Origin of the sequence: Paenibacillus sp. AK121, from assembly GCF_019042715.1 — a bacterium.
In the GTDB taxonomy this organism is placed as follows: Bacteria; Bacillota; Bacilli; order Paenibacillales; family Paenibacillaceae; genus Paenibacillus; species Paenibacillus polymyxa_C.
In genome coordinates this window covers 230,121-244,855 of sequence record NZ_JAHPJM010000004.1, presented here as the reverse complement: position 1 = coordinate 244,855, position 14,735 = coordinate 230,121, and the positions used below count along the sequence as shown (strand labels likewise).

General features: G+C 44.6%; 12 protein-coding genes and 2 pseudogenes. 11 read left to right on the top strand and 3 right to left on the bottom strand.

The genetic code is table 11. The features are described 5' to 3' along the window. Positions 1 to 52: 52 nt before the first annotated feature. From KSP24_RS09935 to nikC, 9 genes are all read left to right on the top strand, one after another. Entirely contained in the window at positions 53 to 604 is a 552-nt protein-coding gene (locus KSP24_RS09935) for a YmfQ family protein (protein ID WP_254207735.1), read from the top strand. A 1-nt stretch (position 605) separates the two neighbouring features. Beyond that, the gene (locus KSP24_RS09930) at positions 606 to 3,143 is read left to right on the top strand and encodes a hypothetical protein (protein ID WP_216975037.1); all 2,538 of its coding nucleotides are present in this window, start codon (positions 606 to 608) and stop codon (positions 3,141 to 3,143) included. A 13-nt stretch (positions 3,144 to 3,156) separates the two neighbouring features. Next, a complete protein-coding gene (locus KSP24_RS09925) occupies positions 3,157 to 3,768 on the top strand; it encodes a hypothetical protein (protein ID WP_216975036.1) in 612 nt (203 codons plus the stop codon). Positions 3,769 to 3,826: 58 nt separating this feature from the next. Further along, positions 3,827 to 4,093, top strand: coding sequence for a hypothetical protein (locus KSP24_RS09920; protein WP_216975035.1), 267 nt, complete (start codon positions 3,827 to 3,829; stop codon positions 4,091 to 4,093). An 86-nt stretch (positions 4,094 to 4,179) separates the two neighbouring features. Beyond that, positions 4,180 to 4,626 carry a phage holin family protein gene (locus KSP24_RS09915; protein ID WP_040101929.1) on the top strand — a complete coding sequence of 149 codons (447 nt, stop codon included), beginning with the start codon at positions 4,180 to 4,182 and terminating at the stop codon, positions 4,624 to 4,626. Between the two features lie 152 nt (positions 4,627 to 4,778). Next, positions 4,779 to 5,744, top strand: a complete 966-nt coding sequence (locus KSP24_RS09910) for a glycoside hydrolase family 25 protein (RefSeq protein ID WP_090736406.1) — start codon at positions 4,779 to 4,781, stop codon at positions 5,742 to 5,744. 1,109 nt (positions 5,745 to 6,853) lie between these two features. Further along, positions 6,854 to 8,509, top strand: coding sequence for an ABC transporter substrate-binding protein (locus KSP24_RS09905; RefSeq protein WP_216975034.1), 1,656 nt, complete (start codon positions 6,854 to 6,856; stop codon positions 8,507 to 8,509). A gap of 29 nt (positions 8,510 to 8,538) precedes the next feature. Next, a complete protein-coding gene (locus tag KSP24_RS09900) occupies positions 8,539 to 9,543 on the top strand; it encodes an ABC transporter permease (protein WP_040101926.1) in 1,005 nt (334 codons plus the stop codon). 35 nt (positions 9,544 to 9,578) lie between these two features. Then, on the top strand, positions 9,579 to 10,490 hold the full coding sequence (gene nikC / locus KSP24_RS09895; protein ID WP_040101925.1) for a nickel transporter permease: 912 nt from the start codon (positions 9,579 to 9,581) through the stop codon (positions 10,488 to 10,490). Positions 10,491 to 10,706: 216 nt separating this feature from the next. Here the strand turns inward: nikC and KSP24_RS09890 are convergent. Next, a pseudogene (locus tag KSP24_RS09890) lies at positions 10,707 to 10,982 on the bottom strand (transposase); the annotation flags it as partial. On the opposite strand from KSP24_RS09890, the pseudogene KSP24_RS09885 reads away from it, so the two are divergent. Then, positions 10,983 to 11,116, top strand: a pseudogene (locus tag KSP24_RS09885) (ISL3 family transposase); the annotation flags it as partial. Positions 11,117 to 11,129: 13 nt separating this feature from the next. On the opposite strand, the gene KSP24_RS09880 reads toward KSP24_RS09885, so the two are convergent. Both KSP24_RS09880 and KSP24_RS09875 read right to left on the bottom strand, forming a co-directional pair. After that, a complete protein-coding gene (locus KSP24_RS09880) occupies positions 11,130 to 12,848 on the bottom strand; it encodes an ABC transporter ATP-binding protein (protein WP_216975033.1) in 1,719 nt (572 codons plus the stop codon). Further along, positions 12,848 to 13,411 (bottom strand): GNAT family N-acetyltransferase, encoded by a 564-nt coding sequence (locus KSP24_RS09875; RefSeq protein WP_216975032.1) that lies wholly within the window; start codon positions 13,409 to 13,411, stop codon positions 12,848 to 12,850. Before KSP24_RS09875 ends, KSP24_RS09880 begins: the two co-directional genes overlap by 1 nt. 304 nt (positions 13,412 to 13,715) lie before the next feature. Here KSP24_RS09875 and KSP24_RS09870 point away from each other — a divergent pair, with 304 nt between their 5' ends. After that, the gene (locus KSP24_RS09870) at positions 13,716 to 14,558 is read left to right on the top strand and encodes a MerR family transcriptional regulator (protein WP_040101921.1); all 843 of its coding nucleotides are present in this window, start codon (positions 13,716 to 13,718) and stop codon (positions 14,556 to 14,558) included. Positions 14,559 to 14,735: the final 177 nt, after the last annotated feature.

Below are 14,735 nucleotides of genomic sequence, written 5' to 3'. Positions count from 1 at the left end.
TAGTGGCACTTTTGCTAACAGGGTAGCAATAGCGGGAGATACAGTGGATCAAATGAGCAGCGAGCGGGGACGCGAGCTGCTTTCCTATTTGCCCGCCTATTATGAAACCTCACGTGTGATGCGTTCCAATATGGATGCTAAAGGAAGCGAATTGGACGCCTTGTATCTTGCAATGGATGCAACGGTGGGACAGTTTTTCGTACGTACTGCCACCTGGGGGTTGGAACGCTGGGAAATGGAGCTGGGGATCGAAACCGACCTGGCGAAGCCATTGGATCAACGGCGTGCCGTGGTGGAATCAAAGCTGCGAGGAGCAGGAACTTTTTCCGGCCGACTTGTCAAAAACGTAGCTGAAGCGTACGACGGAGGAACGGTAGAGGTTACTTTTCACCCCGCCGAATGGGGATTTACGGTCAAATTTATAGATACCATTGGGATTCCACCCAATGTGGAGGACCTTAAAGCAGCCATTGAGGAGATCAAGCCTGCTCATATGGCGGTGGAGTACAAATTACGCTACCTGACCATTGCCGAAGTAGAGTCTATGACCCTCTATGAAAATGAACATACAACACAGGATAGGTATTTAGGAGGTGGCGCATAACATGGCAAGCGAAAAAACACCGAATCTTGGTTTAAATCAAATTGACCGTACATCGCCCAAAACCACGTATTTTGATCTGGAGAAGTACTTGGATCAAAACTGGCGGTCTGTAGATGAATTTGCAGGTGAGGTGAATGACGGTGTAAATGAGTTTAAGAAGCGCCTGGATACGACGGAACGCAAGGCGGTAACTTTGGAACCTGGGTTACAGATTGTTCATGCGGAAAAGGCTGCGCCATTTTCATTGACGGGGCTGAGCGGGCGTACGTTGGTGAATTTGTTGGGACGCATGGGTAGTTGCGAGACAGTAAGCGAATGGTCCTCAAACGTAGCTATTGCAATTGATAATAATAACAAGACCAACGGTAGTAGCTCGTTTAAAATTACTCTGGGTAGTGTACCGGCAACCGCGTCTGCAAGTTTTTTGACCACACCTGGACGAAAATATATCGCAATAGCGGACGTGAAAAGTGTTAATAGCAGCAAGGTGGCGATATCAATAAATGGTATTGCCGGTGCTGTGGGTAATGAGGTAAATTCTGGCTCTGTTTTTGCGCCGTCTGTTGTACGGTTCACGGCGAAGGAGTATTTTCATATTGTTACCATCACTGGCACGGGTGCGACTGGTAATACATTTAATATGGATAGTGTGCGCGTATATGAGATTAGTGATACAGATTATGCAGTAGCTGCAAGTCTTACGCCTGCACAGGCCGCAGCTAAGTATCCGTATGTTGATAGTGTAATGCCTGTGCGTAATCCCTATACGATTCGGTATGGTGAGAACTTACTTCCATCCGTCCGCGAGTGGGTTAATAACGGAGGTCTGACCGATGCCCGAGTCGTAATTAAAGGAGAGTATGAATTTTCTATAATGACTACCACCGAACCACAATGGAGGGCGGCAGCGTCGGTAAAAGTAGTCCCCAATACGCAGTATACTTTGTCTGCTACGCATGATGGACTTTTAGGGATATATGGGGTAAACCAGCAGGCAGTTATTATTAACGGTGTTACAGCGAGTTCAGTTAGTTTCAATTCAGGAAATAACACTTTTGTAGACATCTCATTGACAAACAGGTTAGGTGTAGCCGGGACGTTTACGGGTAAGAACTTCATGCTCAACATTGGCAACATAGCCCAACCGTTCAAACCGCGCCAGGATTCCATGTTAGCGTTGCAAACAGACCTATACGCCGATCCAGTTACAGGAGCTAATGCGGATACAGTGTTTGAGCGTGATGGTCAATACTTCAAAGTGAAAAGGTTTGAAAGTGTCCTACTAGATGGCAGTAGAATAACTAAAGTGAATAATGTAGTGTCGGGGGTAGGATTCAAAGCCCTTTATCCTGTAGTGTCCGGTGTAAATTATGCGTTTGTTGGCAATGGATCGGCAGTAAAGTTTGACGGTAAGATACTATTGTGGGGTGGTCAAGACACAATAGCCGACAGATGGGGGATAGATGCGAATTCGCCTAATTTTGCCATCTCTGTACCTGTTTCAGACAGTGGATGGGCTGATAGCTACCCACCTACATTAGACGACATCAGAGCCTACTTTTTCGGGTACAAGGCTTATGACGCTAATACCCTAACACCAGCACAAGCACAATCAGCAACAACGGCAACGTGGAACGGTACAGGTACTAAGTATTGGGTGCAAAGAATAGGTGCGCCTAACTTTACCCAATCTGCACCACAACAGTCTTATGCAGGGTACACACCGTATCAACTTGTATACCAGCTTGCAACACCTACTGTGGAGCCTATCGTATTCGAGGGGCAACTATCATTTGTTGAGGGCGATAATCAGGTTGAAGTAGGTACGGGGTTGATAGTTAGGGAGGGGTCCAAACCTGGACAATCCAATAATCAAATGTGGATTAACGGCTCTTTAAATGGGCTTGGTAAACTCCAGTTCCGTACTAATAAAATTTTTGCAGTTTATAAAAACGGCAAAAATGATAATTGGTCTGCAATCGGACACGCTTCCGATGTAATTGATGTATACGGATTTACACAGGCCTGGATACCTTTATATAAGTTCGATTCAGCAGCATCCTACAGCACAACATATTTGACGCTTGAAACCTCGCCAATTGTACCATTCATTGGCTCTTATGCAGCGAATGAAAAAACGCTGCTTGCAGACTTGGTGGACAGCGTACAGCAAAACACAGCGCGAGTGTCGGTGCTAGAAAACAAGAAGGCTGACAAAGATAATCCTGCATGGCTTACACCTACGTTGCTTAATGGTTGGACGGGGGATATGCAGTATGTGAGGTTGTCGGATGGGTTAGTGGTGTTTAGAGGCGGTATTAGAGACGGAGCTGTAACGCCAGGTACGAGGCTGTTTATCCTACCCGTAGGATATCGGCCTAAAAATAACATGGAAATAAGATTAAGAACCTCTGACGGAGCTAATGATGCGCCCAACTCCACGATTATTATATATACGTCGGGCGCGGTTCTAAGCCAAAACAATTGGTACAATAAGGGTGCTTGGTTTGATGGATTGTCATTCCTAGCTGAACAATAAGGAGGTCTTACACATGAAAGCAGTACCTAAAGTAAATACAAACGGCCTCTATCTTGAGGACGAGCTGGTGGATGATACCTTTTCAGGTATCGTCCCTTTTTATACTCCATCTTCACCTACGCTATCTGATACAAACCAGCAACTAGACACCCATCGGCTTGCTGACAGTAGCTTTAGTACCACAGATGGAACAAATTCAGAAAGCATCCTTGCTGGTTATACAGTAGGGATTCCAGTGCCATCTGGTCTATATCAGCCCCGTTTTGACATCCAAGGTTGGCTGACCTATGAAGCGGAATATAATCAAAAGCTGATAGAAGCACAAAAAGCCCTTGATCAGTTGAACAACGAATCCCAAGCTTTATTTCAGAAGCTGCATGATGAATGGCGAAATAAGCAGGAAAACGAACGCGGGGATGAACCTGTATATTTTGCTCAGACATTTACGGCTCCAGAACGAAAAGACCCGGCGACGTTCTGGAGTGAAGGGTTGAGTGATGAAGCAATTAAGGAACTGACACAAAAAGCAGGGCAACAGCCAAGCGAGACAGAACAACTGAAGCAGCGGATTGCAGATCTCGAAGTGACGTTGACCCAGCTCATGCTTAGTAACACTGGAAAATAACGTGTACTGACGATTATATGTAACAACAATCTTTATAAAAAGAGGTGAAGTCATAACCATGGCAGCTTTAACAGAGGCTCAAATACGTATTTGTGCTAATGCATGCATCACTCGCTATGAGCGCGGAGAAGGCGATATAGCAACGTTCATGGGAAGCTACGCTTTAAATGAAGAACAGCGTGAACAAGTAATGACGATTATTTTATCCAAGCGTTCTGATTTAATAGCGGGCAACGTAGAAGATTCGTCATCAACCGATGCTTCAAATGAACAGGAAGAAACGGTTAAATGGTATAACTCTATTTTCCGTAAGAAAACAGTATAGAGAACAAAATAAAAATCGTTGTTTCTATGCCCTTGGATCAACCAAGGGCATTCACTTTACACCTAGGTTCAAAAGGGGGAACAAACATGCATGAAAAGATCGATCAGATTTGGCTGGGGTTTTCCACGGGGACCTTGATCGGTTATTTTTTCGGGGGGTGGACTACAATGTTGACGTTGCTGTGGTGGATGGTCGTGATCGACTTTTTCACCGGATGGGCAGCGGCCTGGATTAATGGGGAGCTGAAAAGCCGCCAAGGGTATTACGGTATTTTTCGCAAGGTTACCGTGTTTTTGCTCATTACGGTAGCCCATCTGATCGACGGTATTCTCGGGGATGCACATTACTTCCGGGATGCCGTCGTTTTCTTTTATTTGGCGAACGAGCTGTTGTCCATTATAGAAAATGTGGGCAGAATGGGAGTGCCGATGCCGGATATTTTGCGGAATGCGGTAGCCATTTTTGAGTCCAAATCGAGTGGGGAAAAAATAAAGCCAACCGACCCTTCCGACAAAGAAAATAAAGCTTCATAAAAGTGCTGACCGTCGCCATTACAAAAAAGGAAGACTACCTTTCGCCTTTTTTCGGCGTAAAAGTGGAAAAGCCCAGACCGTTTCCATGGTCCAAGCATATACAACAGAGACAGAGTGCTACAACATTATGAATGACAAGGAGGGAGCGCCTTATGCAAAATCGCAGCCCTAATGCTGCCGAAGGCATTGACGTATCCCGATATCAGGGAACGATTGATTGGAAACGTGTGCGAGCCGATGGTAAATCGTTTGCATTTATTAAAGCAAGTCAAGGACAGCGTTACGTTGATCCGACGTTTATTACGAATGCAAAAGGGATCAAGACAGCCGGGCTTCTGCTGGGAGCTTACCATTTTGTAGATGCGACCAGTGTAAACGCAGCCAAAGCGGAAGCCAGACATTTCGCCGAGGTGCTGGATCAGGTGGGTGGTGCGAAAGCGCTGGACTTGCCAGCGGTGATGGATTATGAAAATAATCCGGGAAAGCTTAATTCGGCCGCGATTCATGAGGTAGCGCTGGCATTTTTGACGGAATTTGAACGAGTAAGCGGCCGCAAGCCGATGGTATATACGGGCAATGCTTTTGCTGCCCATTTTAAAGCCCTACTGGGTAGTTATAAGCTGTGGATTGCACGTTATAGTACACGGGTACCCAGTGATACAACAGCATGGAGGCGCTGGGACTTCTGGCAATACAGCGACAGTGGACGGGTTGATGGCATTCAAGGGCCTGTTGATCTGAATGTATATGCCGGAACAGAGGCTGAGCTACGCCAAGCATTTGCAGGAGAAGAGGGGGAAGAGCCAATGACAGCAGAGGAAAAAGCGGCATTTAAGGCCCTGCAGCAGCAGGTCACCGCCCTTGAAAATAGTAGAGATGTGCTCAAGCAAACATTAAATGAACAGAGTGCTTACATTAAAAAGGTGGATCAGCGAGTAGCTGAACTGGAGGCGCGTCAGGCTATGCCTGTACCGGCCTGGGCCAAGGAAGCGATGGTTGCTGCCGTTGCAGTTAATCCGGCAAGCCCGATTGTGGATGCGAAGTTGCCAAGCAGTTATGATTTTTATCGCTTACTGGTCGTGCTGAACCGTCTGGGTGCGTTTAAAACAACCAAGTAATCTTCGAAGGACCTCATTACTGCCCATCCCACTTTTAAATAAAATGAGTAAAACAGCTACGTTCGAAGCCTAAATAAACAGGCGGTTAAATGCGGCCGCCTGCCCTTATGGCTAAGTGATGTTCTTCATGACCTCCAAATATGCTGAATCCCGAAAAAGGGTAACTGCAAAATGTACCTTTATTCGAAAAGCAACTCAATATCCTCCTGACTAATCTGAGCAGTTTCAAAGTCCGAAGGTGTGAAATGAACATTCTGCTGACGAACCATAAAATCAATGATTTGAATTATAGCTTGGACATACATATTCGGAATGAGGACGATTGCTTTTGAAATGACCTGCCAATTGGAAGAGCAAGAAGAACGTGTTGAGCTTTTGGCAATTCTGAGACGCTGTCACTGCAGCATGTTTACCAGCCAGATCGAGCTGTAACAGCCCATGTATGTTTGTTTATTTCAGAACATACCTGGGAATTAGGATATAAAGGATGGGAATTGTATTGTAAAGGGGAAATGTATACCCATAAAGTGCCTGGCGATCATTTTTCCATCGTAAAAGGTCCTCAAGCCGTATCTGTAGGTTTGGTGCTGAATACATTTTTGAGGTAATAACATGCTCCTGCTTGGAGGTTGAGGACCACAAGCAGGAGCTTTTATTTGATATGAACGTGTGAATTGATTTGTAACATTAATTAACATGATGTATAAAAACATATGGTAATGTATGAAAAACCCCCTTGTCTGCTTCCAGATTTTATAGTAAAGTATCCAATAATCAACTTTGTATGAAACTAATATTCACTATCTGTGAGTATTTATCACACATTCTCCATGACCTAACACAATCCTCTTCCCTTTTATGACATTACATCTATTCCATTACCCTACTGCATCTCTAACACCACTAGATTATGAATGCTGTCTGTGCCTGTATTCTTCAATAAAAGCCTGTCCAGAACCTTCATACCTTCCCTACTACTACACCTATTTGATGAACTCGGAACTTGGGGCTACAGCTTGAGGACAAGCTTGTCATGCCAATCCAAAGAATTGGTATTTATCCGGTATCAACGAATTAACAATATATAAGGTGTGAAAGGGGTTCGCTGCATGAGCAAAAAGTACGTAAAACACAAAATCTGGACCGTATTGCTGGTACTTGCGCTAGGAACTGTTTTGGTGCTTTCTGGTTGTGGGGGATCAGGTGAAGGAGCAAAACCAGAAGCAGGACAACCTTCAGGTGGAGCGGGAGAAGGCGCGCAGGACACGTTGATTTATGGGCGTGGCGGGGATTCCGTGGCGCTAGATCCTGCCATTGTGACTGAAAGTGAGTCGTTAAAAATCGGAATGCAGGTGTTTGATACACTACTGGAATACAAGGAAAGTACCACGGAGATTCAGCCGGGGCTCGCAGAGAGCTGGGAAGTATCACCGGACGGACTTGTCTATACGTTCAAGCTGCGTCAGGGCGTAAAATTCCATGACGGAAGTGACTTTAACGCAGAAGCGGTTGTGTTTAACTTTGACCGCTGGGTTGATCCGAAAAGTCCATACAAATTTGAGGGTGACTCGTTTGACTATTATGATTCTATGTTCGGGCCCGATGGAAGTAGAGTGATTAAGGAGGTTAAAGCGGTGGATGCGAGTACCGTTCAGTTTACACTGAACAAGCCGCAGGCTCCTTTTTTACAAAATATCGCTATGCCATCCTTTAGTATTGCAAGTCCCAAGGCTATTAAGGAGAAAAAGGCTGATTTTAAGAGTAATCCGGTCGGCACAGGGCCGTTTGTATTTAAGGAATGGAAACGAAACGATACGATCACATTAGAAAAGAATCCAACTTATTGGAAAGAAGGACAGCCAAAGCTGGCTAAGGTCATCGTTCGTTCTATCCCAGACAACACTGCGCGATTTAATGCTCTGCAAAACGGGGAAATTGACCTGATGGAAGATTTGAATCCAGATGATGCGAAGCAGTTGGAAGGTAACAGCGAGTTGGTAAAAATCGAACGTCCCTCCTTTAATGTGGCATACATTGGATTTAATTTAAAGAAAAAGACATTTAATAATCCCAAGGTGCGGCAGGCGCTGAATCACGCAGTGAACAAACAGGCCATTATTGATGCATTGTTTGCGGGGGAGGCCAAGCCTGCGGTCAATCCGATGCCACCTACGTTATGGGGATACGACGAAAGCATTCAGGACTACACTTATGATCTGAATAAGGCTAAATCTTTGCTAGCGGAAGCGGGTTTCCCTAACGGACTTCCAGAGCCGCTAACCTTCTATGCAATGCCTGTATCTCGTCCATACATGCCTGACGGCAAAAAGGTAGCAGAGGCCATTCAAGCTGATTTTGAAAAAATAGGAGTCAAAGTCAACATCCAATCTCCAGAATGGGCTACGTATCTGGATGATCTTAAAGCTGGAGAGAAGGATGATCTGTACATGTTGGGATGGAATGGGGACAATGGCGACCCGGATAATTTCCTTTACACATTGCTGGACAAGGATACGATCCCAGGCAATAACCGCAGTTTTTATGTGAATGAGGAACTTCACAAAATACTGGTAAAGGCGCAGGTTGAGGTTGATCAAGATAAGCGTGCGGAATTGTATAAACAAGCACAAGTCATTATTAAACAGGATGCACCTTGGATTCCCTTGGTTCACAGCACACCGTTGATGGCAGGCAAAGCCAATCTTAAGGGTTTTGTACCTTCTCCGGCAGGTATTGAAGCGTATAGTAATATTTATTTTGAATAGCCTAAACGCAAGCAGGCGGTGAATAGCATATGAGTTCATATATTGTAAAAAGGCTGGCCATATTGATTCCCGTATTGCTGGGGATGACGCTTATCGTGTTTTCGATTATTCATGCTATTCCCGGTGATCCGGCAGAAACGATACTCGGGGACAAGGCCACGGAACAGTCCAAACAGGCGCTGCGTGAGCAATTAGGGCTGGATAAGCCATGGTTACAGCAATATGGGACCTATCTAAGTGAACTGGCACGAGGGGACTTGGGCGATTCCATTCGCACCCGGCAGCCGATTGCCCGGGAAATGGTCCCTTATCTGGCGGCTACGCTGGAGTTGACGGTAGCAAGCATGTTTTTTGCCGTTGTCGTGGGTATGAATGCAGGCATCGTGAGTGCCTGGAAGCGAAATTCCTGGTTTGACTATGTCAGCATGGTCATTGCCCTGGTCGGAGTATCGATGCCGATTTTTTGGTTAGGCTTGATGGAGCAATGGATCTTTGCTAATAAGCTGCATTGGCTCCCTTCCATCGGACGCATGAATTCCCGTGATCCGGTGGAAGCTGTGACACATCTAGCCGTGATTGATGCGTTCATAGGTGGACGTATGGATCAGGTGTGGACCGTCATCAAGCATTTGATCCTGCCCAGTATCGCACTGGGGACGATTCCAATGGCGGTCATAGCGCGTATTACCCGTTCCAGCATGCTGGAAGTTATGGATGCGGACTATATCCGCACGGCTCGGGCGAAGGGGCTGGCATCTTTTCAAGTCGTGTACAAACATGCGCTTAAAAATGCTGCGATCCCTGTGCTTACTGTCATCGGTCTTCAGACTGGATCGTTATTGGGAGGCGCCGTACTGACAGAGACCATATTTGCCTGGCCTGGCATCGGACGGTACATTTTTGAAGCGATCAGCTCGCGTGACTATCCGGTTATCCAAAGCGGAATTTTAATCATTGCGTTCCTGTTCGTCATCATTAATCTGATTGTCGATTTGCTGTACGCTGTTCTCGACCGGCGTATTCGTTATCAGTAATGAAGTCGTCAATTGGTCAGAGGGGAGGTTGTCCGATGTCACAATTTTCAATGCAACCCAATAACATACCGACAACACGCAGTCCATTGGCATATTCGCCTGTCGTGTCAGGCCCTTGGAGAGATGCGTGGAGAGCTTTTCGCCACAACAAGATGGCTTTAGTCGGTCTGGGCATTATTATGTTCTTTGTCATCATTGCTTTGATCACGCCCTGGATTGCTCCTTTTGACTATAAAGAGCAAAATTTGGTGAGCCGCTTGCAGTCTCCTTCCGCAGAGCATTGGTTCGGTACCGATGATCTTGGTCGTGATTTGCTGACTCGTACGCTGTATGGCGCCAGAATCTCGTTGTGGGTCGGTTTCTTGTCCGTTATTGGTTCAATGATTGTAGGAACGGCCTTAGGATTAATTGCCGGATTTTATGGAAAATGGGCTGATATGATCATTTCGCGCCTATTCGACATCTTACTGGCATTTCCGGGGATTTTGCTGGCAATTGCTATTGTGGCGATTCTGGGGCCTTCGTTGGAAAATGCGTTATACGCCATTGCCATTGTCAATGTACCAACGTATGGGCGATTGGTTCGCTCCAAGGTGCTGAGTGTTAAAACGGAGGAGTATATTACTTCTGCGCGGGCGCTTGGGGCTAATAATCGGCGCATCATACTCCGTTATATTTTGCCTAATAGCCTGACACCGATCATCGTACAGGGAACATTGGGGATTGGAACGGCCATCATTGAAGCAGCAGCGCTCGGATTTCTCGGTTTGGGTGCACAACCTCCTGAGCCTGAGTGGGGCAAAATGTTGTCCGATTCGCGGCAATATATCCAAAATGCGCCGTGGACAGTTATTTTCCCAGGCATATCTATCATGCTGACCGTATTGGGCTTTAATCTGATGGGGGATGGCCTGCGGGATGTTTTGGACCCAAGAGCAAAGCGTTAGAGCAAAAGTGGTGAGGTATATAAAGTTGAGTAAAGAGGTGTTCTCTGGCCTGAATCAAATGGCTGTGGGACACCTTTTTGCATGAGCATTTTGCATAATTCCGTTTTTGAAAATTAGGCATCAGTATCTTAAGCCTGAGCGAACAGCATTTTAGCTCGGTTTCTCCTTGAATTCGAAAAATGGACAGACCTGCAGAATTTCTGTTGAATCAAAAATTTAAGCGGTAGCTTTCTTTAATGGACGGGCCATGGCTAACGCAGAAGCAAGCAACACAATGGCATTTAGGTATTGGTGAGTGGTCACCTTTTGAATCCCCCAGATGTGCATGGCATTTGCGGTCAAATAGGTTTTCATCCGAGAATTACAACGTTCCACGCTCGTTCTTTCGTTGTATAGTTCTTTCCAACGTTGCGTATCTCGGTGTGGACTTGAATAGCGGCGTACATCCCTTTTTATATCTACCTTGACGACCATCCCATAGTGGGAGGATGAAGGACTTACCTAAAAGCCCACCATCGCTTACTCAATCCGCCTGCGGAATCGCTGGTAGAGGAGAGCCGTACCGACTGGAGACGCTACTAACCTTCTCCCCGCTGCTTCGCAGCGTATGGGAATGGAAGGAAGCAATGATCCTATAGTCTAATCTTCAGACAAACGACCATTATGCCAAAGTTGTTGATAATACGGATGTGTTTTTTGTAATGCTTCATATGTGCCTTGACCTGACAGGCGTCCTTCTTCAAAGACAAGGATTTGGTCTGCACTTGTAATCGTGGATAATCGATGGGCGATGATGATCGTCATCCGGTTTTTCGTTAACGCTTGAAGGGCAAGCTGCACTTCACGCTCTGATTCGTTATCTAAGTTCGATGTCGCCTCATCAAGTAATAAGATTCTCGGATTTCGTAAAATCGCACGAGCAATCGCAATACGCTGTTTTTGACCACCTGAAAGCTTAATACCTCCTTCACCAACCTCTGTATCGAGGCGTTTGTCCAGCTGCATGACAAAATCATAGGCATAGGCTGCTTTTAATGCGGCAAGTACCTCTTGTTCGCTTGCTCCAATCGTCCCGTACATGACGTTGTCACGAATCGTTCCATTTAATAACGGTGCATTCTGACTTACATAGCCAAACAGCCCACGCCACTCTGTTAAGTTAAATTGCTCAATGTTTTCGTTACCATACAGTATCGCACCTGATGTCACGTCATAAAATCGTTCAATAAGGGAGAACATCGTCGTTTTCCCACCACCACTTCGGCTGACAAAGGCGGTCGTTTCATTTGGTTCTAACGTAAATGTCATGTCATTTAATACATACTTTTCATTATATTTAAACGATACGTTTTGGAAGTGGATAGGTAGTGGTGTAGCAGATACTGGTTTCCCGTCTTGTACTTCACGCTTCACATTGAGTGCTTCAACAATACGCTCTGTCGCACCAAGTGTTTTTTGTAAATTGGTAAAGAACGTCGCCATTTGTGTAAATGGCATAATAATTTGCACTAAATAAATCATAATGGCAACAAGCTCGCCTGAAGTGATTGCTCCTGTTGCTACCTGTGAGCCGCCATAACCGAAAATCGCAATCAATACGACCATCATGAGTAGCGTCATCAGTGGCGAAAGAATCGCAACAATCTTCGCTTCCTTTAAACCGTACTTGTACAGCTGCTGAATTTGCTTTTTACCGCCTGCTAGCTCCTGCTGCTCCGTTTGCGACGCTTTCACAAGACGAATATTCGATAAAATACGTCCTAATCGTCCGCCAAAGCCTGCTAGCTCATCCTGATTTTCTACTGAGATGGCATACATTTTTTCGCCTAATGGATACGTCACAAAAATTGTCAGTGGCACAGCAATCAGGAGTAGCAATGTCATTTTCCAGTCAATCCATAGTAAAACAACAACGGCACCTAGGATCGCAAATAGTCCTGACACAAAGGACACGAGCTGCTCGGTCACAAACTCCTTCACGACATTTGTATCCTGCGTAATGCGGCTCATCGTTTCGCCTGATTCATGCGCATCATAATACGATAAACGTAAATGTAGCATATGTTCCCATACTTCTGTCCTTAAATTCGCGACAACCTTTTCACCTAAACGGCGCATCAGATAAAACGCAATGGCACTTAACATCGCTTGCACAATTAAAATCGCAATGACTGGCAAGAGTGATGTTACGGCAAAACCCGCATCTGAAATTTGATTAATGAGCTTCATCGTTAACAGGGGGACAGCAAGCCCAGCTGCAACCTCCACTAAACTAATGAAAAATAAAAAGACTAATTGCCCCTTCGCCATTTGACTGCGATTCATCAATGCCCAAAGCTGTGAGACCTTTCCTTGCATTACGTTTCACTGCTTTCTTTTGTCATGACCTTTTCAAAACGGAAAAACTCATAATCTGCATCAGATTCAGGCTCTTCTCCTTCAATACTCGGTCCTGGATTGCCTCGATGATAAAACTCCACAATTTTAAAGCCACATTTATTCACATAAAAATGGATGTTCCGCTTTTCAAAATACGGTGTATGTAGCTCCCAAACCTTCGTCTTTGGGAACGCTGCTTCTATCGCTTCCCATGCCTTTGTACCAAGACCTTTGCCGTGTGCATTAGCCTTTGTATATAAGAAGTCCACTTCGTTTCGCTGTGTGTCGGGATTAATTTTTAATACGATGCCACCGATTCTTTCGCCATTTAGTACAATTTGACGCACAACCGAATCTTTTGCAGTAAGTGAATGCTCGAAATCCTCATCGGATGGGATTGGTCCCATTTCTGTTGGATCCTCTGCTTCTTGAAAACTATCTTGTAACCCTTTCATAAATGCCTCTTGTAATTCTTCCTTAAATATTGCTAGCTCTTCCTGCGGTACAGGGGCTATCGTAATTTGTTCATTTTGTTTTGTCATCTCTAAAACACCTTTCTCTTAAACTGATTAAAATATTCGTCCAATTGTTAAAAATAGTAGACTCCAAAGTAAAGCACTCACCCCAGCATATAGCATGTACGATTTTAGAGGCATATATAAAAACCGCTGCGTACCCGTAGTTTTCAATTAATTGATCAATATACCCCATGGCACTCTTCCTCATCAACCTAAGTGCGTTCAACACCTTAGTAATTGCTTGTCTCATTTATGTTTTCGGGTTATGTTCGCAAGGAATAGTGTAAGGTATGGAGTAACTCCAGAGTAAAGAAAGAAGTGAAAAGAGATGAAAAATACATTCGAAAAAACATATTTGACAGGCGAATTTGCCAAGTTACTTGAAATCAATAAAGATACATTGCTTTATTACGATAAAATCGATTTATTTAAGCCTGCAGGCACCTTTGATAATGGCTATCGCTACTACACATTTGAGCAGTTCGATCAATTTGTAGCGATTCAATCGCTTCGTGCAGTTGAGGTACCGATTAAAGAACTCAAAACGTATTTTGACGCGCCTAACGTACAAGCGTTACAACAATTAGCAATGGAACAGCAAGAAAAAGTGGCAATGGAAATTCAAAAGTTACAAGATATTCAGTTTTTCCTAGAACGAACGGTTGCCCTGACAAAAGAGATGGAAGAAGTATCAATTGGAGAAGTATTGGTGAAGCAATTACCAGCCGAACCTGTTGTGTATAGCGACGAGAAAATAGATTGGTCGTCGTTATCAATGGAGGAACTTTACGAGCAAACTACGCCATTTTTAAAAAAGCTTGGGATTAAAAGTACAGCCGCATACGGTACTGTGTATACAAAAGGAGATTTTTTAAATAAGAAGTTTGAAGGCGTAAGCTACCTATTTTGTCGCCTAGATGACCCGTCAGCAAGAATGAAACCAGCTGGACACTACGTGGTTATTTATCATCAAGGACCTTATGATGAAATCTCACAGACTGAGACTTATAATACGCTACTCGCTTATTTAGAACAGGAGCAGTTGGCGTTAGATGGTGATATTTATGAGGAATATTTACTGCACTCGATTGCAGCAAAAGAGGAAAAAGATTATATTACAAAAATTAGTGTGAAAGTAAAAACGCGTGAGGCGAGTTATCAACCTCTTTAAAGCTTGTTATACTTTACGTCTATCTTGATAGATAGGCGTTTTTAATTTTTCAAAATCTCTCTCAACAGCAAGCCTGATAATTAGGTACATAGTTAAAATGATAGCATTAGGGGGCAATTCAACAGGTCTTAGTTAATAAATAATCTTCAACAATCGGGTGCGTTTATGAAGTAACGT

Excerpts from the sequence above, each read along its gene's own strand:
- KSP24_RS09875 (WP_216975032.1), bottom strand. The coding sequence starts at position 13,411 with ATGACAAAACAAAATGAACAAATTACGATAGCCCCTGTACCGCAGGAA.
- KSP24_RS09915 (WP_040101929.1), top strand. The coding sequence starts at position 4,180 with ATGCATGAAAAGATCGATCAGATTTGGCTGGGGTTTTCCACGGGGACC.
- nikC (WP_040101925.1), top strand. The coding sequence starts at position 9,579 with ATGTCACAATTTTCAATGCAACCCAATAACATACCGACAACACGCAGT.
- KSP24_RS09870 (WP_040101921.1), top strand. The coding sequence starts at position 13,716 with ATGAAAAATACATTCGAAAAAACATATTTGACAGGCGAATTTGCCAAG.
- KSP24_RS09930 (WP_216975037.1), top strand. The coding sequence starts at position 606 with ATGGCAAGCGAAAAAACACCGAATCTTGGTTTAAATCAAATTGACCGT.
- KSP24_RS09880 (WP_216975033.1), bottom strand. The coding sequence starts at position 12,848 with ATGCAAGGAAAGGTCTCACAGCTTTGGGCATTGATGAATCGCAGTCAA.
- KSP24_RS09925 (WP_216975036.1), top strand. The coding sequence starts at position 3,157 with ATGAAAGCAGTACCTAAAGTAAATACAAACGGCCTCTATCTTGAGGAC.
- KSP24_RS09905 (WP_216975034.1), top strand. The coding sequence starts at position 6,854 with ATGAGCAAAAAGTACGTAAAACACAAAATCTGGACCGTATTGCTGGTA.
- KSP24_RS09920 (WP_216975035.1), top strand. The coding sequence starts at position 3,827 with ATGGCAGCTTTAACAGAGGCTCAAATACGTATTTGTGCTAATGCATGC.
- KSP24_RS09900 (WP_040101926.1), top strand. The coding sequence starts at position 8,539 with ATGAGTTCATATATTGTAAAAAGGCTGGCCATATTGATTCCCGTATTG.
- KSP24_RS09910 (WP_090736406.1), top strand. The coding sequence starts at position 4,779 with ATGCAAAATCGCAGCCCTAATGCTGCCGAAGGCATTGACGTATCCCGA.
- KSP24_RS09935 (WP_254207735.1), top strand. The coding sequence starts at position 53 with ATGAGCAGCGAGCGGGGACGCGAGCTGCTTTCCTATTTGCCCGCCTAT.